The organism is Paenibacillus phytohabitans (genome assembly GCF_013141775.1).
Lineage (GTDB): Bacteria > Bacillota > Bacilli > Paenibacillales > Paenibacillaceae > Paenibacillus_AQ > Paenibacillus_AQ phytohabitans.
The window spans coordinates 297,531-314,758 of the sequence record NZ_WHOB01000093.1 but is presented as its reverse complement, the minus strand read 5'-3'; the positions used below and the strand labels follow the sequence as shown (position 1 = coordinate 314,758).

General features: G+C 55.0%; 9 protein-coding genes. 4 read left to right on the top strand and 5 right to left on the bottom strand.

All coding sequences use genetic code 11. The features are described from left to right. Positions 1–6: 6 nt before the first annotated feature. On the bottom strand, positions 7–759 hold the full coding sequence (locus GC101_RS32445; RefSeq protein ID WP_042133697.1) for a 3'-5' exonuclease: 753 nt from the start codon (positions 757–759) through the stop codon (positions 7–9). Positions 760–948: 189 nt separating this feature from the next. On the opposite strand from GC101_RS32445, the gene GC101_RS32440 reads away from it, so the two are divergent. The 3 genes from GC101_RS32440 (at position 949) to GC101_RS32430 (ending at position 7,183) form a co-directional block, all read left to right on the top strand. Continuing rightward, positions 949–1,599 (top strand): hypothetical protein, encoded by a 651-nt coding sequence (locus GC101_RS32440; RefSeq protein ID WP_171720662.1) that lies wholly within the window; start codon positions 949–951, stop codon positions 1,597–1,599. Positions 1,600–1,756: 157 nt separating this feature from the next. Continuing rightward, on the top strand, positions 1,757–2,176 hold the full coding sequence (locus GC101_RS32435) for a hypothetical protein (protein WP_171720661.1): 420 nt from the start codon (positions 1,757–1,759) through the stop codon (positions 2,174–2,176). Between the two features lie 27 nt (positions 2,177–2,203). Then, positions 2,204–7,183 (top strand): DUF4132 domain-containing protein, encoded by a 4,980-nt coding sequence (locus GC101_RS32430; RefSeq protein WP_246354610.1) that lies wholly within the window; start codon positions 2,204–2,206, stop codon positions 7,181–7,183. 551 nt (positions 7,184–7,734) lie between these two features. Here GC101_RS32430 and GC101_RS32425 read toward each other — a convergent pair. From GC101_RS32425 to GC101_RS32410, 4 genes are all read right to left on the bottom strand, one after another. Further along, positions 7,735–9,303, bottom strand: a complete 1,569-nt coding sequence (locus tag GC101_RS32425) for an ABC transporter substrate-binding protein (protein WP_171720660.1) — start codon at positions 9,301–9,303, stop codon at positions 7,735–7,737. Positions 9,304–9,334: 31 nt separating this feature from the next. Beyond that, positions 9,335–10,228, bottom strand: coding sequence for a carbohydrate ABC transporter permease (locus GC101_RS32420; protein ID WP_246354609.1), 894 nt, complete (start codon positions 10,226–10,228; stop codon positions 9,335–9,337). 17 nt (positions 10,229–10,245) lie between these two features. Further along, complete coding sequence (locus GC101_RS32415; RefSeq protein WP_171720659.1) at positions 10,246–11,235, bottom strand: ABC transporter permease subunit; 990 nt, start codon at positions 11,233–11,235, stop codon at positions 10,246–10,248. A 138-nt stretch (positions 11,236–11,373) separates the two neighbouring features. Then, the gene (locus GC101_RS32410; RefSeq protein ID WP_171720658.1) at positions 11,374–13,701 is read right to left on the bottom strand and encodes a helix-turn-helix domain-containing protein; all 2,328 of its coding nucleotides are present in this window, start codon (positions 13,699–13,701) and stop codon (positions 11,374–11,376) included. Positions 13,702–14,014: 313 nt separating this feature from the next. On the opposite strand from GC101_RS32410, the gene GC101_RS35895 reads away from it, so the two are divergent. After that, complete coding sequence (locus GC101_RS35895; RefSeq protein ID WP_216626837.1) at positions 14,015–17,149, top strand: fibronectin type III domain-containing protein; 3,135 nt, start codon at positions 14,015–14,017, stop codon at positions 17,147–17,149. The last annotated feature ends 79 nt before the right edge of the window (positions 17,150–17,228 follow it).

The window sequence follows — 17,228 nt, the reverse complement described above, 5'->3', positions numbered from 1 at the left end:
GGATGTCTATTTCTTGCCGACCTGGGCGGCGAAATACGCCTGCAGTTCTGCGAGCTTCCGGGGGTCGGCCAGAGCATCCTCAGCAGGGAAGTAATGCTCGGCTACAAGCTCCCAGGTGGGAACGATCTTCTGGGAGGTCATGGCTTTGATGGCGATCTTGACGGTCTTGCGTTCTCTGGCGTTGGAGAAGGTGTCGATATAGTGCTGGGAGCGCCCGAAATCCAGCTCGCTGAAGACCGCACGGAAAATATCGGCCGTCATCTTGGCATCATCCAGCGCGCGGTGTGCAGAGCCGGAAGGCTCAAGGCCGAACAGGGCCATAGCGCCTTCAACGCTGATGTCATTGCTTAGGCCGCGGGCGCGGAGTACGCCTTTGAGCAGATCGAAGTAGGTTGCTTCCATCCAGTAGGCGTCATCGATTTTGTGCATCCGCACGTCCTGGATGATCCGTTTCATATCCTCGCCGCCCCAGGTCAGCAGCAGCACGCCGTCCGTGCTCTGGTCAAGCCAGGCTCTGAAGGCGGCTATCACCTTCGGGAACCGGTCGGCGACATCTATATCCTCTTGGGGGATGCCGGTTTTTTTCTTGATGAAGGAATTGAGGGTGGAGAAGTATATGGGTTTGATTAAGGCAGAGAACTCGCCCTTATATTGCAATGAAGCGTCTAGACGGACAGCTCCGATCTCAATGACCTCCATAGGGTGCTCACTGGCAAATTTGCGGCCGTTGAATTCGATGTCCAGAATAATATAATCCACAGGTAATGCCTCCGTTTCAGTGACTGGCGCCGGATTGCCCGTAATTGCGCCGACATTTCTATTTTAACAAAAAAAGTGCTTGTGTGGGGAATTCGGCGGTGAAATGGCAGATTGATGCAGGAACGGCGGCAATCCGGTGTCGAATAGCTCAGTATCAGGTAATGCCGGAGAACAAAGGAGCGGATGTACATGAACAGACAAATCTATTGGATCGGCGGTTCGGCCTGTGCCGGAAAAAGCACGCTCGCGGGGCGCCTCGCGGAGAAATATAATGTGGCGCTCTACGCATGCGATGAGCATTATGAGGATCACCTGCAGAGAATTACAGGGAAGGCGCAGTCCGCAATGTACCGGGTATCGCAGATGTCAATGAATGAAGTGTTCTTCACCAGGGATGTGGCGGAACAACTGGATGTATATACCGGGTGTCTGAGGGAGGACTTCAATTATGTGCTGAGCGATCTTGAGGGTTCGGGCGATGGCCCCATTGTTGTGGAGGGAAATCAGCTGCTCCCGGCGCTGGTGGTGCCTCTTCTGAAGCCGATGGATAAGGCAATCTGGGTGATCCCGGCGGAACCGTTCCAGCGGGAGCAGTACAGCAAGCGGGAATGGATTCAGGGAATCCTGCAGGCTACAGAGAATCCGGAGCTTTCGTTCAACAATTGGATGAAGAGAGATGCGCTGTTCGCTGCGAGGATCAGGAGTGGGGCAGGGGAACGGAAGCTGAAGGTGCTGGAGTCAGATGGCAGCCGGACGCTGGAGCAGAATTTCGCTGAACTGGAGCGCTGGTTCGGATTGCAGGCGGATGGCGGGGCGGAATCGGCGGATGCGGCTGAGTAGGCAAATTAACGGGTTAGATTGTACCCGGGATGAAGTCTGTCCCGAATTTCATCGTGTGAAATCTAGCCGAAGCGCGGCAGAGGGGCCGGAATTGGGTATTAATCTAAGATGGCCTGTTTTCCGGTAAGGCTTGTCTGTAGAAACAGGAGGGATAGATGTGCGGCTGTATGTTACTGTCAAAAGCCTGGGCAAACGCAAACCGGTGCTTGCCCGGCAGGAATTAGTACTGCAAGGGACTCCTGCTACACTGCAGGAGCTGATTACTGAGATCGTAGTCCTGCAGGTGCAGGGACTTGCGGACAAGCAGGGGCGGGGAGAGATCATTCCTTATCTTACAGGCAATGAAATCGAAGAACAGGGAGAGAACGGCAAGGTTGGCTTCGCGACCATTTATAATGATGAACCGCCGGATACCGGTGAAGCGGTTGCTGCTGCACTGCTTGCTTTTGAGGACGGATTATATAAGGTGTTCCTGCAGGAGCGGGAATGTGCCCTAATAGAGGAGCCGCTGCAGATCCAGGACGGGGATGAGCTGGTATTCATCCGGTTCACTATGCTGGCCGGAAGACTATGGTAGGAAGACTAGGTAGAAGGGGGAACAGGAATGGCGGTAAGTAAAACTGAGGATCTGGAAGCACAGTGGTATGCGGAGATGGAGAATAAGGCCAAAGGGCTGGATGAAGAAACATCGGGTCTTGCGTCTGTCGTTATTGGACTCAGCCGTTTGAATTATTATGGCGGCCAGGAGGAGGAGAGCAAGGCGTGCTTGGAACAGCTCAGGACACTGGCCGGCGGCAGGACAGAAGGATTCTATGAACCGCTGCTGACGGCTGTCAGGAAGCTGTTCAGCCCGTATACCGCAGAAGTGATGACCTACATAGTGGAGCATTGTACGGAGTATCCGTACAGCAGGGGATACGTGCGCAGACCGTACCGTACCCGTAATCCTGAGCTGCACAGCGCACAAATTCTGAGCAAACTGAGCTCCCTGATCTTCATGGAGCGGCAGGGTTTCGTCCTTGGAGAGTATCTGCGCAAAAAGGACAACGATACGGATTACAATGTGAGTTACCGCTTCAGGCTGGTCTTAAGCGATGTCATAGCCTATGAGCTGGACCGTGAGGACAGCAGCGGTATGCTGGACGACCTTAAGGAAATGGTCTACGGCGATAATCAGGCAGCGGTGCTGAGCTACGAGGTGATCAAGGGCGTATTCATGAGTCACCGGAAGGAAGCTGTGGTGATGCTGGGCGAGCTGCTGCTGGCTGCCAAGCTGCAGGAGGGACTGCGCCAATCGCTGGTGGAGCGGATGGATGAAGGAACGCTGGATAACAATCTGTACGTGCTGAAGCTGATTCTGGACAATGATTTCATCCGCTACAGCTCTGTCGTGCGCGCGCTGGGCGTGTGGACGGGCATGGGGCTGGAAGCCCAGAATCAGCGTGTGGCCAAGAGCCTGATTGAAGGCGCATACCTGGTTCTGCAGGATGAAGCAGTGCGGGCAGCATGGCTGGAGGATGCGAACGCCCATCATGTCTACCTGAGCCTGTGGGCAACAGCTGTGCATGAGGAAGAGGATCTCTATGGACGGATTGGGGTTCTGATGGCCGGAGGGCAGCTCTATCAGAAGATTGTGGCCCAGTATGTGCTGGCGAACAGCCAGAACAGCGAGCTCCGGCTGGAGAGCGCCCGGCAATCTCTGGAGGAGCAGGACCTGGAGCTGCAATACTGGGTTCTAAGCAACTATAGCTACGGCTACAGCAGGCTGTGGAGACCGGACAAGAACGGGCCCAAGCTGGAGCTGCAGCGTTCACCGCAGCTGGGGGAGAAGGCGGCACGAGAGCGGGATTTCACTGCCCTCAAAGCGATGTTCCTGCGCACTCCCCATCGTGAATTAACCGGGGAATCCAAAGTGCTGGATTTCGTCCAGGTGAACTACACCCCGGAGCTTCCGGTGCGCAAAATGCTGTACCTGACCGCGTATGATATGGACAGCGCCTGGATTGCCGAGCTGATTGCACTCAAGGATGAGTTCTCGCCGGATCTGCGCGGCGAACTGCTGGCCAGCTTCATTAGCGACCCGCTGAATCCGGTGCAGCGTGAATTCGTGTTCGCCAGCCTTGGCGATAAAAGCATGAAGAACCGTGAGCTGGCCCTGGAGCAGGCCAAGGAATGGACACTGGATGCGGAGGAACTGGTGCAGGCCGAGGCGCTGCTGAAGCTGAAGACCGGATCGCTGCGCCAGAACGTGACCCGGCTGCTGCTCAGCCAGCCGGATTCGGCGCTTGAAGGCAGCATCCAGCGGCTGCTGCAGGAGAAAAACAGCCTGCAGCGCCTGGCCGCGCTGGAGATGGTGACGGTGCTCTTCGAGGATGAGCAGCGCAGCAGCCTGTATGAGGCGGTGCGTCCACAGGTGGAGGCGATTGCCGAGCCTGCGGCGAAGGAACGGGAGCTGATCGCGAAGCTTAGCCGCAGGAATGAATATACGGCGGCGAGCGGGTTCGGGCTGTTCAACCCGGGGGAGACGGAAGCATGGCTGACCGGGGGGCCGCAGCCCGGCGAATTCAGCTGGGATAAGGTGTTCTCCCTGCCGCTGGAGGAGATCAGGACCTTCCTGCACGGGCTGGATGAGCAGATTCATGGACAGCGGGACACGGAATATGTCAGCGAATATTATTCCGGCCAGAAGGAGACGCTGTTGGTCGGTGCGGTGCTGCGCACACTGAAATGGACTATGGCTAAGGACAGGGACAAATCGGCTTCTCAACTGGAGGAGTATCCGCTCCATGAGCTCTGGTCCGCCTATCTCCAGCAGAGCGGCTGGAATCCAAAGATGCTGCTGGAGCTGAACTTTTACAACCAGCTTGATGATCTGGATGGAACGATGGAGAGCTATTACCGGTACTACAGAGGCTCTATGGATTATAGGGAGCTGAAAAAACATAAGCTGCTGGAGGGCTGGAGAGCGGAATTCACGGAGCAGGTATATCCGCTGCAGACCATCAGGGATGTAGCAGAGCTGTTTGAAGGGCTGCGGTACGGCAATCAGGTGAAGACTCTGATCAGTGCCTTCTATGCAGACAGTGATAAACAGGATAACTTCAGCCTGGCCGCCGGGGCGCTGAATGCGCTGATGGCAGCGATGCCGGAGGATAAGCTGGAAAGTGAGCCGGCGCTGCTGAATGTGCTGGCCCAGCCATGGCTGAGGATGATGCGGGACCGGGCGGACGGGCCGGAGGATTTCAAGGAGCTGTTCAGATCCTTGTATGTCTTCGACCGGATGAACCCGGAGGATGCTGGCACCAGGCTGGAGCTGTACGATTATCTGAAGGCTTACGAAACGGGATTAATCGGTGAAGGTGAATTGTACAAGGAGCTGCTTACCGGCCATGACAACCGCCATCACATGCGCACCCTAACCGGCCGGAATGTGGAGTGGATTGACGACAGTGAGCGGGTTGCCGGAATCCGCACCGTATTGATTGACCGTCTGCTGGAAATCGATCTGGCCCGCGGGGAGCTGCCGACCGAGGTGACCCCGCTGGTGATGGGGCTGCAGCGGATTCAGGGAATGGAGTATTTCATCCGTATTCTGGCGGGGCTCGACAAGGAGACCTTCATCCGGGGTTATGTATATGGCTACGGCGACAGTATCACGAAGAAGGAATCATTCAGCCATCTGCTTAAGGTCAGCCATCCCCGGGAGGGTGAAGACTCTGCACTCCTGCGGACGCTGTTGAAGGATTCCGGTATCACGGAGAAGCGGCTGCTGGAGGCCGCCATGTATGCGCCGCAGTGGATTGAGATTATCTCCGGCTATCTGGATTGGGAAGGCATCCGCAGTGCCGCCTGGTATTTCCACGCCCATATCAACGAGAGCTTCTCGGCGGAGAAGGAGACGGTGGTGGCGCATTACTCGCCGATTACCCCGCAGGACTTCAATGACGGCGCTTTTGATATGAACTGGTTCCAGTCGGCGTATCAGACGCTTGGACAGAAGCGGTTCGATCTGCTCTACGACTGTGCGAAGTATATCTCTGCGGGTGCGAACCACCGGCGCTCCCAGCTGTTCGCTGATGCCACCCTTGGCAAGCTGAAGCTGGAGGAAATGAAGCAGTCTGTGGAACAAAAGCGTAACAAAGACCATCTGCTCAGCTACAGCCTGATTCCGCTCCGCAAGGACCGGGAGCAGGATATCCGGGAGCGCTATGAGCTGATCCAGCGCTTCCTTACGGAGAGCAAGAAATTCGGCGCACAGCGGCGGGCGAGCGAGGGGCTGGCGGCACGGATTGCCCTTGGCAATCTGGCCCGCAATGCCGGATATGCCGATGTCACCCGGCTGATGTGGGATATCGAAGCCCGCAAGCTGGATGAGCTGAAGCCATACTTCGAGCCGCACGCGCTGGATACCGACACCTTCGCCCAGCTGGTCATTGATGAGCAGGGTCAGAGCGAGCTTGTCATTACCAGCAAAGGCAAGGTGCTGAAATCGGTGCCTGCCCGCCTGAAGAAGGATGCCTATATCGAGGCGCTGAAGGAAACGCGGAGCGAGCTGACGGCCCAGTTCCGCCGGGCGCGCCTGGAGCTGGAGCGCTCGATGGAATCAGGCAGCAGCTTCACGCTGCAGGAGATTACCGGGCTCAGCCGGAATCCTATTCTGGCGCCGCTGCTGCGCGGTCTTGTCCTGAAGAGCGGCAGCGTGCTGGGCTACTTCGCGGCCCTTCCGCCTGCGCTGGAGAATCCTTCCGGAGCGCAAGCTGCTCTTACGGATAAGGATGAGCTATTCATCGCCCATCCGCTTGATCTGTATAACAGCGGGCAGTGGAGCCTGTACCAGAAGGATCTGTTCGACCGGCAGCTCAGCCAGCCGTTCAAGCAGATCTTCCGGGAGCTGTATCTGCCCAATGCGGATGAACTGGCGAATGGCGGCGTATCCCGCCGCTATGCCGGCCATCAGGTGCAGCCGCGCAAGACGGTCGCACTGCTGAGAGAGCGGCAGTGGACGGTCAGCTATGAAGAGGGGCTGCAGAAGGTATTCTATGGCGAGAATCTGATTGCGCGGCTCTACGCCATGGCGGACTGGTTCTCCCCGGCCGATACGGAGGCACCAACGCTGGAGACGGTCGAGTTCTTCGACCGGACTACGTATAAGAACGTTAAGCTGGATGAGGTGCCGCCCCGCCTGTTCTCCGAGGTGATGCGGGATGTGGATCTGGTAGTGAGCGTAGCGCATGTGGGAGGCGTCGATCCGGAGGCCAGCCTGACGACTATAGAGATGCGCCGGGTGATCGTCAGTGAGTCCCTGCGTCTGCTGAAGATCGGCAACGTCCGCGTGGACGGCAGCTATGCGCGGATTACCGGGACGCTGGGCGAATATGTAGTGCATCTGGGCAGCGGAATGAGCTATAAGCAGGCCAGCGGGGCGCTGCATATTATCCCGGTCCATTCGCAGCACCGCGGCCGGCTGTTCCTGCCGTTCCTGGACGAAGATCCGCGCACGGCGGAGATTCTCTCCAAGGTCGTGCTGCTGGCTGAGGATACGAAGATTAAAGACCCTGAGATTCTGGCGCAGCTGAAAGCTTAAGCAGCTGAGTAGGGGGTGAGTCGTGCGGCTGAGCCTATGCTTCAGCCGCAGAGAATCTATAGCAGGTATGCAAAAAGCACCGGCGCTGAAACAGAGCGCCGGTGCTTTTTACTATAGTGTAAATTGAACAATACCAAAAACGTGTATAACTCCGAAGAAGCGGCTAAAGAAGCCGGGAGCACCATTGGCAAGGGTTTGACTGCGGATTTGGCTGTGGCTGTGACTGCGGGTGTAGCCGGATATAGTTGGATATTGTCCACTTGCTTATGAACGGAGGGACACTTGCCGGGCAACAGTTGGATAATCAGCACTTAATACGCTGCAAATAGATCAGAGTAGGGGAAATGCATGAAATTAAATGACGTTTCTCCAACTAATACCTCAGACTCCGTCAAAACACCCAAATTAAGATACGTTTTTCCAATTAAAAATGCTGGGTGGATGCTCCCTGTGGCCACCATTTTATAAAACTGCTAGTTTTAAGGGAAAGTAACAGGGAACGGTGTTAGCCCCCGGAGAAGGCCTATCGCCGTTCCCTGTACATTCGCAGCTTACTGTTTGTTTTTCAGAAACTCGGTCCACTGGGCAGTGATCTCAGCCTCTACCTTCTCGATGCCTGAGGCTTTGAGCTTGGCGATATAGTCGGGAAGCACTTTGTCCGGATCAACCGCTCCGGTCTCCAGGGCAGCTTCAAACTCATTTTTGACCGCGTTGATGTTGGCGGCTTCGGCCTTGATCTTATCCTCGCTGTACTGGAAGCCATTGCTGGCAGGCACGATTGCATTATTGTTCAGCTCGATGGTCTTCTCCCAGGTGTCTGCGGCCTGGCCCGGCTTCAGATAAGCATTGAACTGGTTACCGAACACCCAGTCTCCGTTAGGCGCATAACCGGAATTCTCAATCGGAGCGATGTTCTGCTCGTCGACCTTGGTGTAGTGTGTGCCTTCGATACCGTTACAGATCAGGTTATAGAGATATTGGTCGGTGTTGAGCAGATTGATGAGCATCAGGGCACGTTCAGGATTCTTGGAGTTCTTGTTGATGACCTGAATGGCGCTGGCAATCCCGGTGAAATAGCTGTCAGAGATCGGAGCGTATACGACATCATTGCCGCCGTTAATCGCTTTCTCACCGATCTCTCCGCCCGGCTTCGAGGTGAATTCAATCGCTACAGCCACATTGCCTTTGCTCTTGAGATCATTGATATTCTGCAGCACAGGCGCATCCTGGTTGATGTACCCTGCCTTGTACCAGGCGTTCATCGTCTGGAAATATTCTTTCTTGTTCTCCAGCTGTGTAATCTTGGAGATGAACTTCATCTCCGGGTCGTCTTTCTTATAGAATACGGAAGAGCCGTCGGCGCCGACTTCAGTGCGGTCAATGTAGATGCCGTTGGAATTCTGGGCGAGACCGAGCGGTATGATTCCTTTTTCATTGTCCTTCAGTGTCTTGAGGAATGGCTCGATGTCTTTGTAGGATTGAATGGACGCGAGATCCAGATTGTATTTGTCGGCAAAACGTTTCTGGATCACCAGACTCTTCTGCTTGGCTGCGATCTGATAGATCGGGAAGCCGTAGACTTTGCCGTCGGCGGCTTTCATGTCCGGCCAGAATTTGTCGGGAATATTGGCACGGGCTTCGGGTGCATAGCTGCTGATCATTTCATCTGTAATTTCCAGATAAGCGCCCCGGTCAATATAAGGCTGATAATTGCCGAGCCAGCCCTTGGAGCTGAAGGCAATGTCGAAGTCTTCCTGAGCGGCCAGCATGGCATTCAGCTTCGGCTCATATTCGTCAAAGGTCAGCGGTTTGAGCTCGACGGTGGCGTTGATTTTGTCCTTGATGTATTTATTAATCTCATCGTTCACCAGCTGCTGGTCTTTGCCCGGGTCAGCGGCTACCGGATAAATGAAGGTCAGCTTAACCTCAGGCAGCTCGGTGGCGGCAGGTGTGGCGGCGGGATCGGTGCCGTTTGTGGCAGCCGGCTCGGTTGTGGCGTTGCCTGCGGGGGCTGCGCCGTTGTTTCCATTATTATTGCTGTTGCCGCAAGCCGCGAGAACCGACATACAGAGCAGGAGTACACACAGCAGCACAGCGGTGGATTTCGTGTGTTTGATCATTCATGAACCCTCCATTATTTTGGAATAGAAGCTATTCTTTCAGGGAGCCTACCGTGATGCCTTTGACAAAGTACTTCTGGAAAAAAGGGAAGATCAGCAGCATCGGACCGCTGGCCACAATAGCCATCGCCATCCGCACTGACAAGGTCGGGAAGCTCGCATACTTCAGCTTATCCGAGACCTCCGCCATCGGCGAGTTGGCCAGGAAGTCGGCCTGGGACAGGATGCGCACGAGCAATAGCTGCAATGGGATGAACTTATCATTATCGATGAAGAGCAGCGCATTGAACCATTCATTCCAGTAGCCGAAGGAAATCAGCAGTCCGAGCGTAGCCAGGGCGGGCGTGGACAGCGGCAGGATAATCTGGAAGAAAATCCGGAACTCCCGGGCGCCGTCAACCTTCGCCGACTCGATGATTTCCTTGGAGATTTTGTCCAGAAAGCCTTTCATAATCATAATGTTGAAGGGGCTCAGCAGACCGGGAATGATCAGCGCAGCCAGTGTGTTCTTCAGATGCAGATACTGGGTCATCAGGATGTAGAACGGAATCAGTCCGCCGTTGAACAGCATGGTGAAGAAGACGAAGAAGGTCAGCTGGCGGTTGTAGCGGAAATCTCTGCGGCTGAGCGGATAAGCCATCATGGCCGTCAGCAGGAGCGAGAGCACGGTGCCGATTACAGTAATCAGTATCGTTACCCCGTAACCGCGCAGCAGGGTAGTGGGCTTCTCAAACACAATCCGGTAAGCCTCGAAGCTCCACGCCTTGGGCAGAAGGTTATATCCGAACTGGCTCAGCGCATCCTCCGATGTCAGCGAGATGGAGATGACGAGCAGGAACGGAAGAGCGATCATCAGGCAGACTATGATGAAAAATACATTGATGCCGAAGTTAGACGGTGCGGATTTGGCTGTGTTCATGTTCATGTGTGTGCTCCTCCTGTTCAGAAAAGTGCGCTGTCATCGTCGATTTTGCGGACGACATAGTTGGCAGTGACGACTGTGATCAGTCCGACTACCGATTGCAGGAAGCCGACAGCTGCCGCGGAGTTGATATCCCCCAGCTTGGTCAGTGCCCGGTAGACGTACGTATCAATAATGTCGGTGGTCGGGAAGTTCGGCCCTACGTTGTTCGGCAGGAAATAGTGCAGGCCGAAATCGCCGCGGATAATATTGCCGAGCCCCAGGATGAACAGAATAATGATCAGCGGCCTGATCAGGGGCAGCGTAATTCTGCGCATCATCTGTACACGGGTTGCCCCGTCCAGCGTGGCAGCTTCATAGTAATCCGGGTTAATGCCGGTCATGCCTGCATAATAGATCAGGGTAGAGAAGCCGATGCCTTTCCAGAGTGAGACCAGCGGGAGAATGAAGATCCAGGGGGTCGTCTCCAGATACCAGTTATGCGGGTCGATGCCCACATAGCCGAGCAGCGTATTGAGATATCCGTTCTGGAAGTCGAAGAAAGCGTTACCAATATAACCGACGATAACCATGGAGATGAAAAAAGGCAGGAACATCGTCGTCTGGTAGACCTTGACCAGCCGGCCTGACAGCTCATTCAGCAGCAGTGCGAGCAGCAGGGCGGAGACCGTCCCCAGGATAATATAAGAAAAATTGTACAGCAGCGTATTGCGGATAATGCGGAAGGCGTCCTGCGCCTTGAAGAGGAATTCGAAATTCTGCAATCCTACCCATTTACTTCCGAAGATTCCCTCGTCATATCTGAAAAACTTGAATGCCAGAATCAGACCCACCATTGGAAAGTACGCGATCACCAGCTTGAATAGTATTCCGGGCAAGGCGAGCAGCAGCAGTTCGCGGTTCTTGCGCAGATGCCTGAATTCGCTTCTCACCCATCGTAGAACAGCGGGCTGCCTGCGGCCTGTGTTCCCCGGAAGTGTGCTTAGTTCGGCCGGCTCAGGCTTTCCCATCTTCATCTCCTCCTCCGTTCTGTTATGAATCCATCATGCCATGGAGGGGAGGAGGGAGGATACAATGTCATGTTCGAAAAGCTGTGCAGCGGGAGTATACAATATGAGAATTCCTGTGTATTCTTGGAATCGGCACGTTCAGGACAGTGATTTCTTAAGCCGGTAATCCTTCGGAGTGGTGCCGAACCGGGTCTTGAACAGCCGGAAAAAGTAACTCTGATTGGCATAGCCGCATTTATCCATAATCTCTGAAATCGTATAATCGCTCTGCAGCAGCAGCTCTTGTGCATGCCGCAGCCGGATATCGTTGATATATTCGGTAATGGATACGCCGCAGCTGTCCTTGAAGAGCTTGCCGAGATAGGCGGAGGTCAGCTTGACGTTCGCCGCAATGGACTGCTGGCTCAGATTAAGGTCGTTGAACTTCTGTTCAATGACCTCTTTGACAGTGCCGATAATCAGCTCATTACGTTCAGGACTGGCCGGCCGCTGGCCTTCACAGATGGTGGCACACAGCGACAGAAGAGCTACGTAAATCTCCTCCAGCGTCTCATGCGCCTGGGGAATCCGGTGAATCTGATCGATGTCGAGGGGCAGGGAGCCTACCCGGTTGCCGGCAATTTCCGCCGCTGTATTCTGCACCACCCAAGCCAGGTCGGCAACGACACGCCGCATCTCTTCATACTGGAATGTGGCGAGGAGCGAGAAGGCTTTCTCCAGTTCGCTGCCTGCGGCCGTGAGCTGGCCTTTCTTCAGCGCCTCCGACAGCTTGCGTTCAATATCCGGCGGCAGGGTCTTGCGTTTATTTCCGAGATTCTCCCGGACATCCTCCGGCAGGATGATCGATTTGTATCCCGAAGCAAAGGTATACAGAGATAATTGATAGGCCTGGTAGTAAGCAGCGGAGAGCTGCGGAAGCTGGGAGATTACGCTGCTGATTCCTCCGGACAACGACAGGCCGTAATACTGGCCGATCGTATCCTGAATCTCCCGGATGAGCGGCTTCGTCCCGGCAAAATCAGATGTGGTGCCGGAAGCCGCCGATACAATCAGCACGATATGGTCGCCCTGAAGATCTACAGCTTCGCAGGGGTAAGCACGCGACATAATCTCCTGGGCGATGTTGACCAGAGCGAAGCTGTGCAGCTTCTTGGAAGAAGGCGGCGTCGCCAGGTCATAAGCGGCATAACGTTCGATGCGCAGCACACATACGAGCAGGGATTCCCGGGCGGAGATATGCAGCCCGTGCTTCTCAATCAGCAGCTGCATGTCATTATGGGAGAAGATCCGGCTGTCCGTCAGGAACTTGCGGATGTAATATTTGTTCACGATCTGCTCGGAGCTGATCTCCTGCAGCTTCTCCTGCATGCGCTGATAATGCCCGCTCATGAGATCCAGCTCGTTACCGTATGGTTCATCCGCCTGCTTCGGATCTGCGGACAGCGGTCGCATCCGCCGCAGCATATTCTCAATCGGGTCATAGAGCTTGTAGGAGAGCCAGACGGATACGGCAATCGACAGCAGCAGGAAGCCGCCGGTAATCAGCAGCGATTTCGTGCGGGCATCGGTCACATCCTTCATGACGGAGGCATACGGCTGGACATACAGGATCATCCAGTCGCCGATGCCTTCCATATAGGTGATAATGCTTTTGCTGTTGCCGGTATTGCCGGTGACTGAACCGGAGCCTGCGCCGGTCATGGCCTTATCCTGCCGGATCAGTTCGGTAATACCGTCCAGGTCCGGTTGATTACTCTGCGCGAGGTTCTCGCCGGACAGCAGCTGTCCGCCGGAAGTCTGGATATAGATTTGGCCTTGGGCTCTTGTGCCCGCATCATTCAGTTTGGCGAGACTGTCGAAGACCCAGCCGGATTTAATATAGAGGATAAGTGCAGACCGGTCGCCGGTAAAGGGGATGTAGGCATCGGTTACGATGAAGGCGAAGGCATCAATTCCGCCGTCTGTCCGCTCCAGGCTCACCGGGATTAGCCGTGAGGTCGGATGCGGCTGCGCCGGATGCAGCAGCCACTCTGTCATCCGTTCTTTGGTGACACCGCCGTCGACCAGGAAATTGCTGGTCGAGCCGTACAGCTCGTTGCTTGAAGCGTTGTAGACGGCAATGGAGTGCAGAAACGATGAGCTTTTCATCAGATTGGCCATTTCACGGTAGCCGCGGATATAGTCCATTTGAGGCAGGGGTTTCGAGAACAGCAGCGGGATCAGCAGATTATCGTTATAAGCGAAGGTGGAGAGGTGGGTAATGATTTCATTCATGGAAGACAGATTATATTGCGTCTGCGTCAGCACCTTAAGGTTGGAATTCTCCTGCACATTCTTGATCGAACGTTCCAGCACGTAGGTATTTACAACGGCTAAGCCGGTCAGAATCAGGGCCATGGCAAGCATGATGGAGAACATGACGGATTGGAAGTATTTTTTCGATTTATAAAATGAGAACGGTTTCATAAATCCAGCCCCTTCGGCGCAGACATAGTTGTGAGAGTAGGTATGATATAGTTTTAAACAAATTTGCCTAGAGGTGCAAGGCTTTTGTCAGACGGCTGGATGATATTCTGTAAAAAGAAAGCTTTTGGCGTTTTATACAGTGTGTAAAACATGCTTTTTGATAAAATGAACAGTTTCTCCCCCTGTAGAAGGTATGGCAAGATAAGGAGGAGATGTCCCGGCTCACGTTCAGTCTGCCCCGCCGGAAGCATCGGATCATGCGGGAAGCCGGAAATCATGCATTAGCCGATTCAGAAATGACAGGGAGGGATTTATGAAGATGACAAGCAAGCTGAAACACGCCTCAAAACTGAAAGTGCGGATACTCTGTATTCTTGGTGCTGTATCGCTTCTCCTGCCAGCCGTGCCGGCAACTCCGGCGTTTGCCGCAACATTAAATGTAACCGCTTACGGTGCGAACGGCGGGGATACCGCAGACGACAAGGCGGCGTTCCAAAGTGCTGTAGATGCAGCGGTCAGCGGAGACACTGTGCTCATTCCGGCGGGAACCTACTATCTGTCAGGAACCGTCAACAGCAAATCCGGCGTCAAAATTGCCGGGGCCAGCCGGGATTCGGTAATTATCAAGTTCACTCCCGGCGCCACGGCCGCAACCTTCTTCTACCTGCATAATGCGCTGAATGCTGAAGTATCGGACATGACCCTCGATGGAGGCAACAACACCGCAGCCCAGTCTGCCGTTACTTCCGAAGACAGCGACGGCAACAAGATGCGTAATTTGCGGGTCAAGGATTTCGTCGCATCGAGCGGCTTCGGACCTTTTGCGCTATATGCTGTAAGATCGACCCATATTGAGATTTCGGGCAATACAATCACCAACACCGGCGTGAATTCCGACTGGGGAGGCGGGGTACGGGCCGGCTGGGGCTCCAGCTATGCGCTGATTGAGAATAATACGATTGCGGATACGGGCCGGGGCGGGATTTTTGTGAATGATGACAGTCCTTACGCTATCGTCCGCGGCAACACCATCACCGGCACCGGTAAAAAAATGGAGGGCCTTGGCATCGAGCTGCACACCAACGTCGACTATTCGCTGATTGAGAACAACAACGTCGATCACTGGATCAGCGCCGTCCGCTCGAAGTATATTGCGGTGCGCAACAATGTAGTTAAGGCAACGGACGGCTCTGTCGGCCACATGGGACTGGAGGTCATGGTTGACCATGGTGTCACCTCAGGCAATCTCGTAGACGGGGGACAGCAGGTGGGCATGCAGCAGTCGCCAGGTACGGGCTATCAGCTGTGGAACTACAATACGGTGCAGAACATCGTGATGTGGGGCATGCAGCTGCAGGGTGCCGGTACCGGACAAACCGAGCAGTATCAGTACTTTTATAAGAATATCTGGAAAAATGGACCGGCCGGCAACCCCGCCGCCGCTTATCCGGGGTATGACGGCAATGCCGTGCGGATTCACGGGGATACGCGGAACATTACTTTTGACAGCAACCAGATTCTGAATAACGGCCGGAAAGCTATTGAGATTACGACAGCTTCCGGGGTGGACCGGATCAGCTTTGTTAATAACACCATTACTGGAAACAGTGGACCATCCATTGACCAGTATCCGTCAGCGGCTGCTGATCTGGAGTGGAGCGGCAATACCGTCAGCGGCAACGGTACGAATACGCAGCTTACCAGCCGAGGCTTCAATGATCCGAAGCCGGTGGCCAATTTCACCGCACCGCTGACCGTTCAGTTGGGGCAACCCGTCACCTTCACCAATACGTCCACAGACAACGGCAGTATTGTGGAGAATCTGTGGGATCTGGGTGAAGGCATTCCGGTTACCACGGTGAGTCCAACCTATACGTACCAGAAGGCAGGCACCTATAAGGTCATACTTGGTGTCTGGGATAATGGCGGCCGGGCCAGTGTGAAGGAGCAGACAGTGACCGTATACGCTGGTCCGCCGGATACTACGGCTCCTACCGCACCGGGCAGCTTAAGCACGCCTTCCAAAACAGATACCACAGTCAATCTGACCTGGTCGGCATCCACCGACAATGTGGGGGTATACGGCTATACGATCTATAAAAATGGTGTAAGCACGGGAACTACAGTAGGTGCAGGTGCAACCTCTTATACTGTAACCGGGCTTACAGCGAATACAGCCTACAGCTTCACGGTGAAGGCCAGTGATGCGGCGGGCAATCTGTCGGCGGCAAGCAATGCGCTGAGTGTAACGACGAATGGTCCGGATACGGTGGCACCGGGTGCTCCGGCGAATCTCGCTTCACCGGCCAAGACGGACACCAGTGTTAGTCTTACCTGGAGCGGCTCCACCGACAATATTGGAGTCACAGGCTACAATGTCTATAAGGGAGGCGTACTGGCCGGGTCCACCACAGGCGCGCTCAGCTTTGAAGTGACGGGTCTTGCGGCAAGCACCGCCTACAGCTTCACCGTCAAGGCGAAGGATGCAGCGGGCAACCTGTCGGCTGCGAGCAACACACTGAGCGTAACGACGCTGGTATCCTCGGCTAACTGGGTTCCTTGTGCCGGTGAGAACAATCCTTGTAACTTCACAGGCACCAAGCAGGTGCGCTTCGGGGCGAACAACAGCTACGCCTACGGCACCTACACCAATACGGTCATGTGCTCGACGAATGCCTTCGGCACCGATCCGGCCGTGGGTTTCTACAAGACCTGTGATGTGAACCAGGGTGGAGGCAGCAACCCGACACCGACGCCGACACCGACGCCGACACCGACGCCGACACCAACACCGACGCCAACGCCGACACCAACACCGACGCCAACGCCGACACCAACACCGACACCGACGGTAACGCCAACTGTAGCACCGACACCAACGGCGACAGCGACGGCAACGCCAACGGTAGCACCGACACCAACATCAACGCCAACAGTAACACCAACTCCGACGCCGGGTGGTTTGACTCAGGTCGGGACGATTACCCGTGAATACTGGATCAATGTTACGGGAGGCTCAGTTTCAGCCATCCCGGTAGGGACGACACCAACCGGGGTTACGGCCTTGACGAGTTTTACAAGTCCGTCGAACTGGGCCAACAGCTACGGGGAACGCGTAAGAGGATATATTGTGCCGACGGTTACAGGTGTTTATCAGTTTGCCATTGCCGGAGATAATGACTGTGAGCTCTGGCTCAGCACGACTAACAGTGCGGCCAATAAGGTCCTGATCGCCAACGTAGCCGGCTGGACGCCAGCGGGAAATTGGACCTACCAGCCTTCGCAGAAGTCCGGCCAGATTACATTGACCGCAGGACAGCGCTATTACGTAGAGGCGCTGCACAAGGAAGATCAGGGCGATGACTCCCTGTCCGTAGCCTGGACCGTTCCGGGTGGCGGATCAATGTTCACGGTCATTGACGGGGCGCATCTGGCTCCAATTCAGTAAGGTAAGCAGGATACAGTTATAACTTACGGAGGCTTTCGCAGGGCTAAAGGCGGCCCCGCGAAAGCCTCTTTGCTGCGGA